Below are 17,765 nucleotides of genomic sequence, written 5' to 3'. Positions count from 1 at the left end.
ATGATGACCACTCGTTTACCGCTGGTTGCAGCGCAGCCGGGGATCTGGATGGCGGAGCGGCTGTCAACGCTGCCCGGCGCCTGGAGCGTCGCTCACTACGTTGAGCTCAGCGGCAGCCTCGATCCGGCGCTGCTAGGCCGGGCGATCGTCGCCGGCCTGGCCCAGGCCGACACGCTAAGCCTGCGCTTTTGCGAGGACAACGGCGAAGCCTGGCAGTGGGTCGATGAGGCCCGTCGCTTCGACGAACCGCAGCACCATGACCTGCGCGAGGCGAACGATCCGCACGCCGCCGCGCTGGCCATTATGCGGGCCGACCTTGAACAGAACCTGCGTGTCGATAGCGGTAATCCGCTGGTCTGTCACCGGCTGCTGCGCACGGCGGATAATCGCTGGTACTGGTATCAGCGCTATCATCATTTACTCGTCGATGGCTTTAGTTTCCCTGCCATTACCCGCCAGATCGCCGCTATTTACCGTGCATGGCAGCGCGGAGAGGCGACGCCGGATTCGCCGTTTACGCCGTTCGCCGAGGTGGTGGAAGAGTATCAGCGCTACTACGGCAGCGACGGCTGGCAGCGGGACAAGCAGTTCTGGCAGGAGCAGCGCAGGACGCTGCCGGCGCCGGTTTCGCTCTCCGACGCGCCGCTGGCGGGACGGGCAACGGGAACGGAGATCTGGCGCCTCAAGCTTGACGCTGACGCCGCGACGTTCAGCCGCCTCGCCGCCGGCGCCCCGCAGTGCCAGCGCGCCGACCTGGCGCTGGCACTGACCGCGCTGTGGCTGGGGCGTCTCTGCGGGCGGATGGACTACGCCGCCGGCTTTATCTTTATGCGTCGCATGGGGTCCGCGGCGCTGACCGCGACCGGGCCGGTGCTTAACGTCTTGCCGCTGGCGATCAATATCGATGCCCAGGAAACGCTGGCCGAGCTGGCGCTGCGCCTCGCCGGACAGCTGAAAAAAATGCGCCGTCACCAGCGCTATGATGCGGAGCAAATCGTCCGCGATAGCGGCAAGGCCGCCGGCGATGAGCCTCTGTTTGGCCCGGTATTAAATATCAAAGTTTTCGATTACCTCCTCGATATCGACGGCGTGCAGGCGGTAACGCACACCCTGGCGACCGGCCCGGTTAACGACCTTGAGCTGGCGCTGTTCCCGGACGAATCCGGCGGCCTGTCGCTGGAAGTGCTGGCCAATAAGCAGCGCTACGATGAGGCCACGCTGCGCGCGCACGTCGAGCGCCTCTCCGCGCTGCTGGCGCAGTTTGCCGCCGACCCGACGCTGCGCTGCGGCGAAGCGAACATGCTGTCCGCGCGGGAAACGCAGCGGCTGGCGGAGATCAACCATACCGGCATTGCGCTGCCCGCCACGACGCTGAGCGCGCTGGTCGCAGAACAGGCGCGGAAGACCCCGGACGCTCCCGCGCTGGCGGACGCCCGCTGGCAGTTCAGCTACCGCGAAATGCGCCAGCAGGTGGTGGCGCTGGCCGAGGTGCTGCGCGCGCGGGGGGTTAAGCCCGGCGATAGCGTGGCGGTGGCGCTGCCGCGTTCGGTGTTCCTCACCCTGGCGCTGCACGCCATCGTTGAAGCGGGCGCCGCCTGGCTGCCGCTCGATACCGGCTATCCTGACGATCGCCTGCGCATGATGCTCGAAGACGCGCGCCCGACGCTGCTGCTGACCTCTGACGATCAGCTGGCGCGCTTTAGCGATATCCCCGGGCTTGCCAGCCTGTGCTACCAGCAGCCGCTGGCGGCGGGCGATGACGCGCCGCTGGCGCTCTCCGCACCGGAGCATACCGCCTATATCATCTTTACCTCCGGCTCCACCGGCCGCCCGAAAGGGGTGATGGTGGGGCAGACCGCGATCGTCAACCGCCTGCTGTGGATGCAAAATCACTATCCGCTCGGCGCCGATGACGTGGTGGCGCAGAAAACGCCGTGCAGCTTTGACGTCTCGGTGTGGGAGTTCTGGTGGCCGTTTATCGCCGGCGCCCGGCTGGTGATGGCGGAGCCCGAAGCGCATCGCGATCCGCTGGCGATGCAGCGCTTCTTCGCCCGCTACGGCGTGACCACCACCCACTTTGTGCCGTCGATGCTGGCGGCGTTCGTCGCTTCGCTCGACGCGGAAAACGTCGCCGCCTGCCGCACGCTGCGGCGGGTCTTCTGCAGCGGCGAAGCGCTGCCGACCGGGCTGTGCCGCGAGTGGGAAGCGCTGACCGGCGTGGCGCTGCACAACCTCTATGGCCCGACCGAAGCGGCGGTTGACGTCAGCTGGTATCCGGCCTGCGGCGCGGAGCTGGCGGCGGTGACCGGCAGCAGCGTGCCGATCGGCTGGCCGGTATGGAACACCGGATTACGCATTCTTGACGCCACTATGCGCCCGGTGCCGCCCGGCGTGGCGGGGGATTTGTACCTCACCGGCATCCAGCTGGCGCAGGGCTATCTCGGCCGACCGGACCTCACCGCCAGCCGCTTTATTGCCGACCCGTTTAGCCCAGGCGAGCGCATGTACCGCACCGGCGACGTGGCGCGCTGGCTCGACAGCGGAGCGGTGGAGTATCTGGGGCGCAGCGACGATCAGCTGAAAATTCGCGGCCAGCGCATTGAGCTCGGCGAAATAGACCGCGTCATGGCGGCGCTGCCGGACGTGGCCCAGGCGGTCACCCACGCCTGCGTCTTTAATCAGGCGGCGGCCACCGGCGGCGATGCGCGCCAGCTGGTCGGCTACCTGGTCTCTGAATCCGGGCTGCCGCTCGATACCGCGGCGCTGAAGGCGCGCCTCGGCGAACAGCTGCCGCCGCACATGGTGCCGGTGGTGCTGATCCAGCTGCCGGCGCTGCCGCTGAGCGCTAACGGCAAGCTGGATCGTAAAGCGCTCCCGCTGCCAACGCTGAGCCAGGAACGCCGCGGCCGGCCGCCGGAGTCCGAGAGCGAGCGTGCGGTCGCCGAGGCGTTCAGCCAGCTGCTGGGCTGCGACGTGAACGATATCGAAGCCGATTTCTTTGCGCTTGGCGGCCACTCGCTGCTGGCGATGCGCCTGGCGGCGCAGCTGAGCCGCCGGTTTGCGCGTCAGGTGACGCCGGGACAGGTGATGGTCGCCTCGACGGTCGGCCAGCTGAGCGCGCTGCTGGCGTCCGATCTCAGCGACGAGCAGGCGCAGCGCCTGGGCTTTGATGCGCTTTTACCCCTGCGTAAAAGCGACGGCCCGACGCTGTTCTGCTTCCATCCGGCCTCCGGCTTTGCCTGGCAGTTCAGCGTGCTGGCACGCTACCTCGACCCGCGCTGGTCAATTACCGGCATTCAGTCGCCGCGCCCGCAGGGGCCGATGGCGAGCGCCGCCAGCCTCGATGAGGTCTGCGAGTCCCATCTGCAAACGTTACTGGCGCAGCAGCCGCACGGGCCGTATTACCTGTTCGGTTACTCCCTCGGCGGCACCCTGGCGCAGGGAATTGCCGCGCGCCTGCGCCTGCGCGGTGAAGCGGTAGCGTTCCTCGGGCTGCTGGATACCTGGCCGCCGGAGTCGCAAAACTGGGCGGAAAAAGAGGCCAACGGCCTCGACCCGCAGGTGCTGGCGGAAATTGACCGCGAGCGGGAAGCGTTCCTTGCCGCGCAGCAGGGGCAGCCGTCCGGCGAGCTCTTTAGCACCATCGAGGGCAACTACGCCGACGCGGTGCGCCTGCTGACCACCGCGCACAGCGCGAAGTTCGACGGCAAGGCGACCCTGTTCGTGGCGGAAAAAACGCGCCAGCCGGGGATGGACCCGCAGGCGCTGTGGGGACCGTGGGTCGGCGAACTGGAGGTCTTCAGCCAGGCGTGCGCGCACGTGGAGATTATCTCTCCCCAGGCCTTTGAGTCGATAGGTCCGGTGGTGAGGGAGATTCTGGGATAGGTCGCGCGTCGTCCGGAGGTTTCCGGACGACCTCTGCACATCGCTCTGTAGCCCCGGTCAGCGTCGCGCGAACCGGGGTTTTTTTTATGCTTTAACCGGGGGAATATCAGAGGCTAGCGGCGGCCCAGCGGCACCACCAGCGGCGTGTGGGCGACCGGGTCGTCGATGATGGTACAGCGCAGGCCGTAAATCCGCTCGATAAGCTCGGCGGTCACGATCTCTTTCGGCGCCCCTTCGGCGATAATTTTGCCGTCGCGCAGGGCAATCAGATGGGTGGCATAGCGGCAGGCCTGGTTGAGGTCGTGCAGCACCGCCGCCAGGGTATAACCCTTCTCGCGATTCAGCTCGCTCAGCAGCTCGAGGAGATCGATCTGATGGCTGATATCCAGCCAGGTCGTCGGTTCGTCGAGCAGCATGATGGCGGTTTCCTGCGCCAGCACCATCGCAATCCACGCGCGCTGGCGCTGGCCGCCGGAGAGCGTGTCAACGCTCTGCTGCGCAAGGTCGGTGATGCCGGTGGCGCGCATCGCCTGATTGACCGCCTCATCGTCCTCTTTCCGCCAGCGGGTGAACATCGGCTGATGCGGATAGCGGCCGCGGGCGACCAGCTCCTGGACGGTAATATCGCCCGGGGTGGTGGCGTTTTGCGCCAGCAGGCCGATGCGTCTGGCGACGTCCTTGCTGGCGTAGCGCTGGATCTGCTCGCCGTCGAGGTAAACATGGCCGCTGGCCGGGGTCATCAGGCGGCTGAGGGTGCGCAGCAGCGTCGATTTTCCGCAGCCGTTGGGGCCAATGATGGCGGTGAAGTGGCCGTCGGGAATGGTCACGTTCAGCGATTCGGCGATAATCTTTTTGCCGTATGCCAGGGTCAACTGGTCGCCGCGCAAACGGGGGGTTACAGCGGTCATTTTTTGCGGGACTCCTGAATTAACAGTGCGATGAGATAGATACCGCCGAGGCTGACGGTGACGACCCCCACCGGCAGCTGATAGGGCATAAACAGGCGCTGGGCGCTGTAGTCGGCCAGCGCCAGCAGCAGCGCGCCGCACAGCGCCGACTGGGTCAGACCCCAGCGCGCGGTGCCGCTGAGGCGGCGGGCGATATGCGGGGCCACCAGCGCAATAAAGGAGATCGGGCCCGCCAGCGCGGTGGCGGCGGCGGTGAGCACCACCCCTACCAGCATCAGCAGCAGGCGAGAGCGCTCGACCCGCACGCCCAGCGCGCAGGCGGTATCGTCACCCATTTCCAGCAGGCGCATGCGCCGCACCAGCAGCACGCTGCACGCCAGCATCAGCACAATAAGCGGCGCCGACGGCCAGGTTTTACCCCACGTCAGCCCATTGAGCGAACCGGCGTTCCACAGCCCGGCGGAGAGCGCGGTCTCCAGCGACGCGCGCAGCAGCAGCCAGGTATTGAACGCCACCAGCATCGCGCGGATGCCGATACCGATAATAATCAGCCGGAAGGTTTCAATCCCGTTACGCCAGGCCAGCAGCCAGACCAGCAGGGCAGTCAGCACGCCGCCAACCATCGCCGCCAGCGCGATAGCCGTCAGGTTCTGCCCAAAGAGCACCATCGCCACCAGCACGCCGCTCCACGCGCCGGTGTTGAAGCCCATCACGTCCGGGCTGCCCAGCGGGTTGCGCATCAGCGACTGAAAAATCGCGCCGCTAACGCCCAGCGCCGCGCCGATCAGCAGCGCCATCAGCACCCGCGGCAGCCGCCATTCGGTGACCACCATGGTGATATTACGCGGCGCATCGCCCAGCAGCGCGGAGATAACCTGCTCCACCCGCAGCGGCACCAGGCCGCTGCCGAGCCCCCAGAGGGAGACGACCACGCTGGCGACAATCAGGATAAAACAGCTGAGCAGCAAACGACGGGAAGGGGCGGTCACATTGCACCTCCGCGCGGCTGACGACGCACCAGCCAGATCAGCACCGGGGCGCCGATAAAGGCGCTGACCACCGAGACCCGCAGCTCTCCGGGCACCAGCAGACGGCCAAGAACATCGGCAAACAGCAGCAGCGCCGGGGTGGCCAGCAGGGTGACCGGCAGCGACCAGCGGTGGTCGGCGCCCACCAGCCAGCGCGCCATGTGCGGCATCATCAGGCCGATAAAGGCGATAGGGCCGACCACCGCCGTAGCGCTGCCGCACAGGACGGTGATCGCCAGCAGGCCGATAAACTGCGTGCGCGCCACCCGGCTGCCGAGGGCGGTGGCGGTGTCGCTGCCGAGGCTCAGGCTGTTCAGCGCCCGGCTGAGCAGCAGCGTCACCGCGCCGGCGATCAGCACCGGGAGCAGGACGATTTTTAGCGTTTGCAGGGTGCGGATATCCAGCGAGCCGGCCTGCCAGAAGCGCAGCTGGTCGTATACGTCGGGGTTAAGCAGCGCAATGCCGTTAGAGAGCCCTTCAAGCACTGCCGCCAGGGCGACGCCGGCCAGCGTCAGGCGCACCGGGCTAAGCTGGCCTCCGCCCTGGCTGCCGGTGAAGGCCACCAGCAGCGAGGCGGCAAAGGCGCCACAAAAGGCCATCAGCAGCTGCTCCTGCGGTGAATGAATGCCGAACAGCGCGGCGCCCAGCACGATCGCGAAGCTGGCGCCGGAGTTGACGCCCAGGATACCGGGGTCGGCCAGCGGGTTGCGGGTGAGGGTTTGCATCAGCGCCCCCGCCAGCCCCAGCGCGACGCCGGCGAGCAGCCCGGCAAGGGTGCGCGGCAGGCGGGCATCGAGCACGATGGTGCAGTCAGCGCTCTGACAGGTGCCGGTAAAGGCATCCACAACGACGTTGAGTGGCAGAGGTTTGGCGCCAACGAGCAGGCTGAGCGCAATCGCAACGGCTAAGATCAGCAGCAGACCCGGCACGGCGACGGCGCGCGCCCTGGTCGTAGAAAACGACATAGTTCACATCCCTGACATGATAATGATAGTAATTATCGTTATCGATTCTATTCAGTTATGTTAGCATGGCGGCCCCTAAGAATGGTATACGCAAATCATTCGGGATGCATCGCGACGGCAGGGCGTGAGTGCCCGAGCGGTCAGCGCCCGGCCTCGTGTCGGCGTGCACCCGGCGGCCGACGCGCCGCTATCGTGAGGCCGGGATCGGCCGTCTGCCGCCAGCGTATCTGTCGCCCGACGTATAACGAGTATCGATGGAAAATAATAACAAGGTGTTGTAATGAACCGACAATCCCGGCTGCTGAACCTGAGCCTGCTGAAAACGCATCCGGCGTTTCGCGCCGTCTTTATCGCCCGCTTTATCTCTATCCTCTCGCTTGGCCTGCTGGGCGTTGCTATCCCGGTACAAATCCAGATGATGACCCACTCCACCCTGCAGGTGGGGCTCTCGGTCACCCTGACCGGCGGCTCGATGTTTATCGGCCTGATGGTGGGGGGCGTGCTGGCGGATCGCTACGAGCGTAAGCGCCTGATCCTGCTGGCGCGCGGCACCTGCGGGATCGGTTTTGTCGGCCTGTGCCTCAACGCCATGCTGCCCGAGCCTTCGCTGGCGGCTATCTACCTGCTCGGCGTCTGGGACGGCTTCTTCGCCTCGCTGGGCGTCACGGCGCTGCTGGCGGCAACCCCCGCGCTGGTTGGCCGGGAAAATCTGATGCAGGCCGGGGCGATTACCATGCTGACGGTGCGCCTGGGCTCGGTGATTTCGCCGATGATCGGCGGCCTGCTGCTGGCGACCGGCGGCGTGGCCTGGAACTACGGCCTGGCGGCGGCCGGAACCTTTATCACCACTTTAACCCTGCTGCGTTTACCGCAGCTCCCGCCGCCGCCTCAGCCGCGCGAGCATCCGCTGAAGTCGCTGCTGGCGGGGCTTAAATTCCTCTTTAATAGCCCGCTGATTGGCGGTATTGCGCTGCTCGGCGGCCTGCTGACGATGGCGAGCGCGGTGCGCGTGCTCTATCCGGCGCTGGCCGAAGGCTGGCAGATGTCGGCCTCGCAAATCGGCCTGCTGTACGCCGCGATCCCGCTGGGCGCAGCGCTCGGGGCGCTCACCAGCGGCCAGCTGGCGCAAACCGCCAGGCCTGGCGCGGTGATGCTGACCACCACCGTCGGCTCCTTTGTTGCCATCGCCCTGTTTAGCCTGATGCCGCTGTGGCAGCTGGGCGCGCTGTGCCTGGCGCTGTTTGGCTGGCTGAGCGCCATCAGTTCGCTGCTGCAGTACACCCTGATTCAAACCCAGACGCCGGAGGCGATGCTTGGGCGCATCAACGGCCTGTGGACCGCGCAGAACGTCACCGGCGATGCCGTTGGTGCCGCGCTGCTGGGCGGCCTCGGCGTGATGATGACCCCGGTCGCTTCGGCAAGCGCCAGCGGCTGGGTGCTGGTTATCGTTGGCGCAATGTTGATTGGGCTGCTGAGCGAACTACGCCGCTTTCAGCGCCCGGAGACGGTGAGCGAAAGTTGATTGGCTTCCCGGCCGGGCATGGCGCCGGCCGGGAAGAGGATTTAGCCGAAGAAGACTGCGAGGCGCTGCAGCACCAGCATGGCGCTGTAGTAGTCAAGACGGAAGGTTTCGATGCCCAGCGGATAGACGCGTTTGGCTTCGACCGCAGGCAGGTGGGCGAGCAGCGGATTGGCGTAAATCGCCTGCGCGTCCTTCTCGTCGCCGGCGAACAGGAACAGGCTTTGGCCGTTGAGGCCGGCGGCCAGGTTCTCTCCGCCCAGCTGGATGATATCGTGGCGTTTACCCTGACTCTGGCTGGCATGCAGCCCGCCGGGAAGGGTTGCCAGCGTAAAGCCCAGCTGTTCGAGCATCTGGCCCTGGGCCGACTCCGGAGTCCACAGATTGGCGCTATGGGCCGCGGCGGTATAAACCAGTGCGCTAACCGGCTGCGGCGGCAGTTTCATCTGCTGCTTCAGCGCCGCCAGCTGCTTATCAAATTCGGCAATGCGCACCGCGGCCTGCTTCTCCTGGCCGGTAATCTCTCCGAGCTGGGTGAGCAGCGCCTGCCAGCTCTTATCGTCGTAGTTAATGATAAGCGTTGGCGCAATAGTAGAAAGCTGATCGTAGAGCGCCAGCGCGGAATCGCCGCCGGTGGCGCTAATCAGGATCAGGTCCGGCATCTGTGCGGCCACGGCCTCGGCGCTCGGCTCACCGATATAGAGCCGCGCCAGCTTACGCTCGCGGGCCACGCTGCTCCACTGGCGCAGGAATCCCTGGCCATCGGCCACGCGGTTATTCGGCGTGGTGGCCCCGCTGGCTACCACCGGGGCATCAATCGCCAGCAGCGAGCCGGTGAGGGTGACGCTGGTGGAAACAATGCGCAGCGGCCGCTGTTCGAGGGTATGCGCGCCGCGGCTGTCGGTTATCTGACGCGGCCAGTCGGCGGCGAACGCTGAGGTAATTCCTAAATACGCCAGCCCGCAGGCCAGCAGGGTACGGCGGCACAAAGTGGAGAAATTCACGAATTTGCGTCCTGATTGAGTTGAGATAAATGCGTCTCATTTTCAGCTTTGTGCCGCAGGGATGCAAGCCTAAGTAGCACAACATGCTGTTTATACGGTTGACATGTAGAGCAATACCTTTTAGGTTAGCCAACCAAAATATAAATGATAATTATTCGTAATATCTTTATCGTTTTTGGAGGATGATATGGAAACGTCAATGGCCGAAGATGTACGGGAACAAAAAATGACCCTGGCACCAGAAAGCTTCTTCTTTATGTCGCCGTACCGCAGTTTTAGCACTTCAGGCTGTTTCAGGCGCTTCTCTCATTCCGCCGCCGATGGCGATGCGCTGTCCGGTGAATTCCAGCAAAAAATGGCCGCCGCGTTCCAGGAGGCGAAAGCCGCCGGGATCCGCAAGCCGGTGATGGTCGGCGCGATCCCCTTCGATACCCGCCAGCCGTCCGAACTGTTTATTCCCGAGCGCTGGGAAACCTTCTCCCGTACCGGCAAGCAGCGCTCCGCGCGCTACGCGTCGGGCCAGGCGGCGATGGACGTGGTGGCCCGCCAGGAGATCCCCGAGCAGGACGCATTTATGGCGATGGTCGAGCGCGCGAGCGCGCTGACCGCCACGGCGGAAGTCGATAAGGTCGTGCTGTCGCGGCTGATCGATATCACCACCCGCGATCGCGTGGACAGCGGTGCGCTGCTGGAGCGCCTGATCGCGCAAAACCCCGCCAGCTTTAACTTCCACGTGCCGCTCTCGGACGGCGGCGTTCTGCTCGGCGCCAGCCCGGAGCTGCTGCTGCGTAAAGAGGGCGATAGCTTTAGCTCTCTGCCGCTGGCGGGCTCGGCCCGCCGTCAGCCGGACGATGTGCTGGATCGCGAGGCGGGCAACAAGCTGCTGGCGTCCGGCAAAGATCGCCACGAGCACGAGCTGGTAACCCAGGCGATGAAGGCGGTGCTTGCGCCGCGCAGCCGCGAGCTGTCGCTGCCGGACTCTCCGCAGCTGATCACCACCCCAACCTTATGGCATCTGGCGACGCCCATCGCCGGGACCGCCGCGGCCGGAGAGAACGCCATGTCGCTGGCCTGCCTGCTGCATCCGACGCCGGCCCTCAGCGGCTTCCCGCACCAGGCCGCCACGCGCCTGATCCGCGAGCTGGAGCCGTTCGATCGCCAGCTGTTCGGCGGCATCGTTGGCTGGTGTGATGACGAAGGCAACGGCGAGTGGGTGGTGACCATTCGCTGCGCCCGCCTGCAGCAGAACACGCTGCGCCTGTTTGCCGGCGCGGGGATCGTTCCGGCCTCCTCCCCGCTGGGAGAGTGGCGCGAAACCGGCGTCAAACTGACCACTATGCTGAACGTGTTCGGCTTGTATTAAGAGGCGATGATGATTGCATTTAACCGCTGGCCGGAAAGCTTTGCCGCCCGCTACCGTGAAAAGGGCTACTGGCAGGATCTGCCGTTAACCGAGCTGATTACCCGTCACGCGGCAAGCGATGCCGTGGCGATTATCGACGGCGAGGTTCAGTACAGCTATCGCCAGTTCAACCGGTTGGTGGATAACCTTGCCAGCTCCCTGCAGGGGATGGGGCTCAAGCGCGGCGAAACCGCGCTGGTGCAGCTGGGCAACGTCGCCGAGTTCTACATCACCTTCTTTGCGCTGCTGCGCATCGGCGTGGCGCCGGTCAACGCGCTGTTCAGCCATCAGCGCAGCGAGCTCAACGCCTACGCGACGCAGATTGAACCGGCGCTGCTGGTGGCCGATCGCCAGCACGCGCTGTTTGCCGACGATAGCTTCCTCAACGGCTTTATCGAGCAGCATCCGTCGGTGCGGGTGGCGCTGCTGCGCGGCGATAGCGGCGAGTATGACCTTGCCGCGGCGATCGCCCAGCCCGCCGAGGGCTTTATCGCCAACCCAACGCCTGCCGATGAGGTGGCGTTTTTCCAGCTCTCCGGCGGCAGCACCGGCACGCCTAAGCTTATCCCGCGCACCCACAACGATTACGCATACAGCATTCGCCGCAGCAACGAAATTTGCGCGATTAGCGCCGAGACGCGCTATCTCAACGCGCTGCCCGCTGCGCATAACTATGCGATGAGCTCGCCGGGATCGCTGGGGGTGTTTCTGGCCGGAGGCCGGGTGATCCTTGCCGCCGACCCGAGCGCCACGCTCTGCTTCCCGCTGATTGAAAAGCATCAGATAAACGTCGCCTCGCTGGTGCCGCCGGCGGTCAGCCTGTGGCTGCAGGCGATCCACGAATGGGGCGGCAACGCGCAGCTGCGGTCGCTGCAGCTGCTGCAGGTTGGCGGTGCGCGCCTGTCGGCGACGCTCGCCGCGCGCATTCCGGCGGAGATTGGCTGCCAGCTGCAGCAGGTCTTCGGCATGGCGGAAGGGCTGGTGAACTACACCCGCCTCAACGATAGCCCGCAGCGCATTATCAATACCCAGGGCTGCCCGATGAGCCCCGACGACGAAGTGTGGGTCGCCGATGCCGAAGGCAACCCGCTGCCGCGCGGCGAAGTCGGCCGCCTGATGACCCGCGGGCCCTATACCTTCCGCGGCTACTATAAAAGCCCGCAGCATAATCTGGAGGCGTTTGACGCCGACGGCTTCTACTGCTCGGGGGATCTGATCTCGATCGACGAAGACGGCTATATCATCGTGCAGGGGCGCGAGAAAGATCAGATCAACCGCGGCGGGGAGAAGATCGCCGCGGAAGAGATTGAAAACCTGCTGCTGCGCCACCCGGCGACGATCCATGCCGCGCTGGTGAGCATGGAGGATAGCCTGCTGGGGGAGAAAAGCTGCGCGTACCTGGTGGTCAAAGAGCCGCTGCGCGCGGTCGCGGTACGTCGCTTCCTGCGCGAGCAGGGCGTGGCTGAATTTAAGCTGCCGGATCGGGTGGAGTGCGTGGACGCGCTGCCGCTGACGCCGGTGGGCAAAGTCGATAAAAAACAATTACGTCAGTGGCTGGCTGAACGCAAGCTGGGCTGAAGGAGAAGACACAATGGCCATTCCTCAATTACAGGCTTACGCGCTGCCGGAAGCCAGCGATATCCCGGCGAACAAAGTGAGCTGGGCCTTTGAGCCGTCCCGCGCCGCGCTGCTTATCCACGATATGCAGGAGTATTTCCTCAACTTCTGGGGTGAAGATAGCGCGATGATGGCGAAAGTGGTCGCCAACGTTGCCGCGCTGCGCGATTTCTGCAAGCAGCACGATATTCCGGTGTTCTACACCGCGCAGCCGAAGGAGCAGAGCGATGAAGACCGCGCCCTGCTGAACGATATGTGGGGACCGGGCCTGACCCGTTCGCCGGAGCAGCAGCGGGTGATTGCCGCCCTGGCGCCGGACGAAAACGACACCGTGCTGGTGAAGTGGCGCTACAGCGCGTTCCACCGTTCGCCGCTGGAAGAGATGCTGAAAGAGGCCGGGCGCGACCAGCTGATCGTCACCGGCGTGTATGCCCATATCGGCTGCATGACGACCGCGACCGACGCCTTTATGCGCGACATCAAGCCGTTCTTCGTTGCCGACGCGCTGGCGGACTTTAGCCGCGAAGAGCATCTGATGGCGCTGAAATACGTTGCCGGACGCTGCGGTCGGGTGGTGATGACCGAAGAGCTGCTGCCGCTGCCGGCGTCAAAGGCGGCGCTGCGCGCGCTGGTGCTGCCGCTGCTCGACGAGTCCGACGAGCCGATGGATGATGAAAACCTCATCGACTACGGCCTGGATTCGGTGCGCATGATGGCGCTGGCCGCGCGCTGGCGCAAAGTGCACGGCGATATCGACTTCGTGATGCTGGCGAAAAATCCGTCGATTGATGCCTGGTGGGCGCTGCTCTCCCGCGAGGTGAAATAGTGGCCGCGCTCGATTTTCAGGGTCAGACCGTATGGGTGACCGGGGCGGGTAAGGGCATCGGCTACGCCACCGCCCTGGCCTTCGTCGAGGCCGGAGCGCAGGTCACCGGTTTTGACCTCGCCTTCGCGGGCGAAAGCTATCCGTTCGCCACCGAGACGCTGGACGTGGCCGACGCGCCGCAGGTGGCCGAGGTGTGCCAGCGTCTGCTGGGCGGCATTGAGCGCCTTGACGTGCTGGTCAACGCGGCGGGCATTTTACGCATGGGCGCCACCGACGCGCTGAGCGTTGAAGAGTGGCAGCAGACCTTCGCCGTTAACGTCGGCGGCGCGTTTAACCTCTTCCAGCAGACGATGGCCCAGTTCCGCCGCCAGCGGGGCGGGGCGATCGTCACCGTGGCCTCCGACGCCGCGCATACGCCGCGCATCGGCATGAGCGCCTACGGCGCGTCGAAAGCGGCGCTGAAGAGCCTGGCGCTGACCGTCGGGCTTGAGCTGGCGGGCAGCGGAGTGCGCTGCAACCTCGTCTCGCCGGGCTCGACCGACACCGATATGCAGCGCACGCTGTGGGTTAGCGATGACGCCGAGCAGCAGCGCATTCGCGGTTTTGGCGAGCAGTTCAAGCTCGGCATTCCGCTGGGTAAGATCGCCCGGCCGCAGGAGATCGCCAGCACCATTTTATTCCTCGCCTCTCATCACGCCAGCCATATCACGCTGCAGGATATCGTGGTTGACGGCGGCTCGACGCTGGGGGCATAGATGGCCTGGAAACGTCAGCTGACGCTGGAGGCGCTGAACGCCACCAGCGCGAATACGATGGTGGCCCATCTCGGCATTATCTATACCCGGCTGGAAGAGGGCCTGCTGGAGGCCGAAATGCCGGTCGATGCCCGCACCCATCAGCCCTTTGGCCTGCTGCACGGCGGCGCGTCGGCGGCGCTGGCGGAGACGCTGGGTTCGATGGCCGGCTGGCTGATGACCGAAGAGGGCCAGTGCGTAGTCGGCACCGAGCTGAACGCCACCCATCATCGGGCGGTTTCAAGCGGGAAGGTTCGCGGCGAGTGCCGTCCTCTGCACCTCGGCCGCCAGGGGCAAAGCTGGGAAATTGCCATCTTCGACGAACGCGGACGGCGCTGCTGCACCTGCCGCCTGGGCACCGCGGTGCTCGGCTAGCGCTCCACCATCCTCCGGCTCGCGCCGCGTCCCGTCCGGGCTACGCTTCTATTTCTGTAGCCCGAGCGGGCGCGGCGCGAGCCTCTTTCTGACGCCGCTGTTTTCATCCATTTTCCTGCCAGAAGTGATCTCGCTAGCAATGTGAGATAAATCCCTGCCTGCGGGCGACATCTCCAGGGTTTCGACGTTGTTAAAGTCTGCGTTGTGTTCTAGAAACAAAATGTAACAGATTGATTACCCTACCCGTGGAACCCGATAATGAATAATTCAGGGAAATACCTCATCTGGACACTGCTCTCCGTCATTGGAGCCTTTGCCCTCGGCTACATAGCCTTAAACCGCGGCGAACAGATAAATGCGCTATGGATTGTCGTGGCGGCGGTCTGTATCTATCTGATTGCCTATCGCTTCTATGGCCTCTACATCGCCAAAAACGTGCTGGCGGTTGACCCGACGCGGATGACGCCCGCGGTGCGGCACAACGACGGTCTCGACTACGTTCCAACCGATAAGAAAGTGCTGTTCGGTCACCATTTTGCGGCCATTGCCGGCGCGGGGCCGCTGGTCGGGCCGGTGCTGGCGGCGCAGATGGGCTACCTGCCGGGGATGATCTGGATCCTCGCCGGCGTGGTGCTGGCCGGCGCGGTGCAGGACTTTATGGTGCTGTTCGTTTCGACCCGCCGCGACGGCCGCTCGCTCGGCGAGTTGGTGAAAGAGGAGATGGGGCCGACCGCCGGGGTGCTGGCGCTGGTGGCCTGCTTTATGATCATGGTGATCATCCTCGCGGTGCTGGCGATGATCGTGGTGAAAGCGCTGACCCACAGCCCGTGGGGAACCTACACCGTTGCCTTCACCATCCCGCTGGCGGTCTTTATGGGGATCTACATTCGCTATCTGCGCCCGGGGCGCATTGGCGAAGTGTCGGTGATTGGCCTGGTGATGCTGGTGTTTGCCATCGTCTCCGGCGGATGGGTTGCCGAAAGCGCGACCTGGGCGCCGTGGTTTGACTACACCGGCGTGCAGCTGACCTGGATTCTGGTGGGCTACGGCTTTATTGCCTCGGTGCTGCCGGTTTGGCTGCTGCTGGCCCCGCGCGACTACCTCTCAACTTTCCTGAAAATCGGCACCATCGTCGGGCTGGCGATTGGTATTCTGATCATGCGCCCGACGCTGACCATGCCGGCGCTGACCAAGTTTATTGACGGCACCGGCCCGGTGTGGAGCGGCAGCATGTTCCCGTTCCTGTTTATCACCATCGCCTGCGGCGCCGTGTCGGGCTTCCACGCGCTGATCGCCTCCGGCACCACGCCGAAAATGCTCGCCAACGAGGGCCAGGCCTGCTTTATCGGCTATGGCGGCATGCTGATGGAATCCTTCGTCGCCATTATGGCGCTGGTGGCGGCCTGTATTATCGATCCGGGCGTCTACTTTGCGATGAACAGCCCGCTGGCGGTGCTGGCACCTGCCGGAACCACCGACGTGGTGGCGTCCGCCGCGCAGGTGGTCAGCAGCTGGGGCTTCACCATCACGGCGGATACGCTGCACCAGATAGCCAGCGAGGTCGGCGAGCAGTCGATTATCTCGCGTGCCGGCGGCGCGCCGACGCTGGCGGTCGGGATGGCCTACATCCTGCACGGCTCGCTGGGCGGCCTGATGGACGTCGCCTTCTGGTACCACTTCGCCATTCTGTTTGAAGCGCTGTTTATTCTGACGGCGGTGGATGCCGGCACCCGCGCGGCGCGCTTTATGCTGCAGGATCTGCTCGGCGTGATAAGCCCGGGGCTGAAGAGAACCAGCTCGCTGCCGGCGAACCTGCTGGCGACGGCGCTGTGCGTGCTGGCGTGGGGCTACTTCCTGCACCAGGGGGTGGTGGACCCGCTCGGCGGGATTAACACCCTGTGGCCGCTGTTCGGCATCGCCAACCAGATGCTGGCGGGGATGGCGCTGATGCTCTGTGCGGTGGTACTGTTTAAAATGAAGCGTCAGCGCTATGCATGGGTTGCGCTGCTGCCCACGTCGTGGCTGCTGATTTGTACCCTGACCGCCGGCTGGCAGAAGTCGTTCAGCCCGGATACCAAAGTGGGCTTCCTGGCGATCGCCAATAAGTTCCAGGCGATGATCGACAGCGGCGCTATCCCGCCGCAGTACACCGAATCCCAGCTGGCGCAGCTGGTCTTTAACAATCGCCTGGATGCCGGTCTGACCATCTTCTTTATGGTGGTGGTGGTGGTACTGGCGCTGTTCTCAATCAAAACCGCGCTGGCGGCGCTGAAAGAGGACCACCCTACTGCCAGAGAGACGCCGTACGAACCGATGCCCGCCGACGCTGAGAGCCTGATTACCCAGACGAAACGCGCGCATTAGCCAGCCGGTTTTTGTTAGCCAAATCCTCTCCCGCAAGGGAGAGGATGATGTGAGAGAGAAAAATGTTCGATACCCTTTCGAAAGCGGGAAAATACTTAGGCCAGGCGGCAAAGATGATGATTGGCGTGCCTGATTACGATAACTACGTCGCCCATATTCGCCAGACCCACCCTGAGCAGACGCCGATGACCTACGAAGAGTTCTTCCGCGAGCGCCAGGACGCGCGCTACGGCGGCAAGGGCGGCGCGAAGTGCTGCTAGGACACATCCTCAGGCGTTAAGCCCCCCGTCTACGTCCAGACCGGTACCGGAAATCTGCCCGGCCGCCGGGCTTGCCAGAAAGGTCACCGCCGCGGCGATATCCTCAGGCTGACCGTAATGTCCGAGCGCAATAAGCTGCCGCAGCGGCTCGGCCTGTTCGCCGTCCGCCGGGTTCATATCGCTGTCGGTTGGCCCCGGGTGCACGAGGTTAACGGTGATGCCGCGCGGCCCCAGATCGCGCGCCAGGCCGCGGGTCAGGGCGTTAAGCGCCGATTTGGTCATCGCGTACGCCGCAATGCCGGGAGACGCGACGCGGTTGGCGAGACAGCTGCCGATATTGATAATCCGCCCGCCGTCCGGCAGATGGGGGATTGCCGCCTGAATCGCGATAACCACCCCGCGAATATTGACGTTGATCAGCGCGTCGATATCCTCCAGGGACATAGACTCCAGCGGCCCGCCGCGGGCGATCCCGGCGTTATTAACCAGAATATCCAGCCCTCCGAGGCTCTGCACCGTGCGGGCGACGGCGTGCTGAATGGCCTGCGCGCTGGCGCTGTCGGCCTGCACCGCCTCGCTGCGGCGGCCGAGAGCGCGAATTGCGTCGGCAACCGCCTGGGCCTTATCGGCGGACTTTTCGTAGGTGATAACGACATCGGCCCCGGCCTGCGCCAGCGATAGCGCAATCGCGCGGCCTAACCCCCGGCTGGCACCGGTAACCAGCGCCTTCTTACCTGTTAAATCGATCTGCATGATGACCTCGTGACGTGAGCGTTGAGATGCATCATTAGGTATATACGTAATCCTTCAAACCGCCT

14 protein-coding genes are annotated in these 17,765 nt (G+C 64.7%); 9 read left to right on the top strand and 5 right to left on the bottom strand.

Features of this window, described 5'->3' with window-relative positions:
- The first annotated feature begins 3 nt into the window (after positions 1 to 3).
- Positions 4 to 3,885 (top strand): enterobactin non-ribosomal peptide synthetase EntF, encoded by a 3,882-nt coding sequence (gene entF, locus M2416_RS04675; RefSeq protein ID WP_259222389.1) that lies wholly within the window; start codon positions 4 to 6, stop codon positions 3,883 to 3,885.
- A gap of 113 nt (positions 3,886 to 3,998) precedes the next feature.
- Here the strand turns inward: entF and fepC are convergent, their stop codons facing one another.
- Genes fepC through fepD form a run of 3 tightly spaced genes read right to left on the bottom strand, consistent with a single transcriptional unit; the run spans position 3,999 to position 6,786 of the window.
- Positions 3,999 to 4,793 carry an iron-enterobactin ABC transporter ATP-binding protein gene (fepC, locus tag M2416_RS04670; protein WP_041144524.1) on the bottom strand — a complete coding sequence of 265 codons (795 nt, stop codon included), beginning with the start codon at positions 4,791 to 4,793 and terminating at the stop codon, positions 3,999 to 4,001.
- The gene (fepG, locus tag M2416_RS04665; protein WP_041144525.1) at positions 4,790 to 5,782 is read right to left on the bottom strand and encodes an iron-enterobactin ABC transporter permease; all 993 of its coding nucleotides are present in this window, start codon (positions 5,780 to 5,782) and stop codon (positions 4,790 to 4,792) included. The genes fepC and fepG overlap by 4 nt, the downstream gene beginning before the upstream one ends.
- On the bottom strand, positions 5,779 to 6,786 hold the full coding sequence (gene fepD, locus M2416_RS04660; protein WP_133596741.1) for a Fe(3+)-siderophore ABC transporter permease: 1,008 nt from the start codon (positions 6,784 to 6,786) through the stop codon (positions 5,779 to 5,781). Before fepD ends, fepG begins: the two co-directional genes overlap by 4 nt.
- 280 nt (positions 6,787 to 7,066) lie before the next feature.
- Here fepD and entS point away from each other — a divergent pair, with 280 nt between their 5' ends.
- On the top strand, positions 7,067 to 8,308 hold the full coding sequence (gene entS / locus M2416_RS04655) for an enterobactin transporter EntS (protein ID WP_076944890.1): 1,242 nt from the start codon (positions 7,067 to 7,069) through the stop codon (positions 8,306 to 8,308).
- Between the two features lie 41 nt (positions 8,309 to 8,349).
- On the opposite strand, the gene fepB is transcribed toward entS, so the two are convergent.
- On the bottom strand, positions 8,350 to 9,309 hold the full coding sequence (fepB, locus tag M2416_RS04650) for a Fe2+-enterobactin ABC transporter substrate-binding protein (RefSeq protein ID WP_076944891.1): 960 nt from the start codon (positions 9,307 to 9,309) through the stop codon (positions 8,350 to 8,352).
- A gap of 187 nt (positions 9,310 to 9,496) precedes the next feature.
- On the opposite strand from fepB, the gene entC reads away from it, so the two are divergent.
- The 7 genes from entC to M2416_RS04615 all read left to right on the top strand — a co-directional run bounded on the left by entC (position 9,497) and on the right by M2416_RS04615 (position 16,947).
- Positions 9,497 to 10,672, top strand: a complete 1,176-nt coding sequence (entC, locus tag M2416_RS04645; RefSeq protein WP_259222384.1) for an isochorismate synthase EntC — start codon at positions 9,497 to 9,499, stop codon at positions 10,670 to 10,672.
- 9 nt (positions 10,673 to 10,681) lie between these two features.
- Complete coding sequence (gene entE, locus M2416_RS04640; RefSeq protein WP_259222382.1) at positions 10,682 to 12,289, top strand: (2,3-dihydroxybenzoyl)adenylate synthase EntE; 1,608 nt, start codon at positions 10,682 to 10,684, stop codon at positions 12,287 to 12,289.
- Between the two features lie 13 nt (positions 12,290 to 12,302).
- Positions 12,303 to 13,154 carry an isochorismatase gene (locus M2416_RS04635; RefSeq protein ID WP_045854420.1) on the top strand — a complete coding sequence of 284 codons (852 nt, stop codon included), beginning with the start codon at positions 12,303 to 12,305 and terminating at the stop codon, positions 13,152 to 13,154.
- Positions 13,154 to 13,909 carry a 2,3-dihydro-2,3-dihydroxybenzoate dehydrogenase EntA gene (gene entA, locus M2416_RS04630; protein WP_041144531.1) on the top strand — a complete coding sequence of 252 codons (756 nt, stop codon included), beginning with the start codon at positions 13,154 to 13,156 and terminating at the stop codon, positions 13,907 to 13,909. The genes M2416_RS04635 and entA overlap by 1 nt, the downstream gene beginning before the upstream one ends.
- The gene (entH, locus tag M2416_RS04625) at positions 13,910 to 14,323 is read left to right on the top strand and encodes a proofreading thioesterase EntH (RefSeq protein ID WP_259222379.1); all 414 of its coding nucleotides are present in this window, start codon (positions 13,910 to 13,912) and stop codon (positions 14,321 to 14,323) included.
- Between the two features lie 258 nt (positions 14,324 to 14,581).
- A complete protein-coding gene (gene cstA / locus M2416_RS04620; protein WP_259222376.1) occupies positions 14,582 to 16,687 on the top strand; it encodes a pyruvate/proton symporter CstA in 2,106 nt (701 codons plus the stop codon).
- 62 nt (positions 16,688 to 16,749) lie between these two features.
- Positions 16,750 to 16,947 (top strand): YbdD/YjiX family protein, encoded by a 198-nt coding sequence (locus M2416_RS04615; RefSeq protein WP_041144534.1) that lies wholly within the window; start codon positions 16,750 to 16,752, stop codon positions 16,945 to 16,947.
- A gap of 9 nt (positions 16,948 to 16,956) precedes the next feature.
- Here M2416_RS04615 and M2416_RS04610 read toward each other — a convergent pair whose 3' ends face one another.
- On the bottom strand, positions 16,957 to 17,700 hold the full coding sequence (locus tag M2416_RS04610) for an SDR family NAD(P)-dependent oxidoreductase (RefSeq protein ID WP_259222363.1): 744 nt from the start codon (positions 17,698 to 17,700) through the stop codon (positions 16,957 to 16,959).
- Positions 17,701 to 17,765: the final 65 nt, after the last annotated feature.

The organism is Klebsiella sp. BIGb0132, from assembly GCF_024810075.1.
In the GTDB taxonomy this organism is placed as follows: Bacteria; Pseudomonadota; Gammaproteobacteria; order Enterobacterales; family Enterobacteriaceae; genus Klebsiella; species Klebsiella terrigena.
This window is presented reverse-complemented; position numbering and strand designations above follow the sequence as displayed.

Bases quoted from the DNA above. Each gene is read 5' to 3' on its own strand.
- entF (WP_259222389.1), top strand. From the start codon at position 4: ATGACCACTCGTTTACCGCTGGTTGCAGCGCAGCCGGGGATCTGGATG.
- fepC (WP_041144524.1), bottom strand. From the start codon at position 4,793: ATGACCGCTGTAACCCCCCGTTTGCGCGGCGACCAGTTGACCCTGGCA.
- fepD (WP_133596741.1), bottom strand. From the start codon at position 6,786: ATGTCGTTTTCTACGACCAGGGCGCGCGCCGTCGCCGTGCCGGGTCTG.
- entS (WP_076944890.1), top strand. From the start codon at position 7,067: ATGAACCGACAATCCCGGCTGCTGAACCTGAGCCTGCTGAAAACGCAT.
- entC (WP_259222384.1), top strand. From the start codon at position 9,497: ATGGAAACGTCAATGGCCGAAGATGTACGGGAACAAAAAATGACCCTG.
- entE (WP_259222382.1), top strand. From the start codon at position 10,682: ATGATTGCATTTAACCGCTGGCCGGAAAGCTTTGCCGCCCGCTACCGT.
- M2416_RS04635 (WP_045854420.1), top strand. From the start codon at position 12,303: ATGGCCATTCCTCAATTACAGGCTTACGCGCTGCCGGAAGCCAGCGAT.
- entH (WP_259222379.1), top strand. From the start codon at position 13,910: ATGGCCTGGAAACGTCAGCTGACGCTGGAGGCGCTGAACGCCACCAGC.
- cstA (WP_259222376.1), top strand. From the start codon at position 14,582: ATGAATAATTCAGGGAAATACCTCATCTGGACACTGCTCTCCGTCATT.
- M2416_RS04615 (WP_041144534.1), top strand. From the start codon at position 16,750: ATGTTCGATACCCTTTCGAAAGCGGGAAAATACTTAGGCCAGGCGGCA.
- M2416_RS04610 (WP_259222363.1), bottom strand. From the start codon at position 17,700: ATGCAGATCGATTTAACAGGTAAGAAGGCGCTGGTTACCGGTGCCAGC.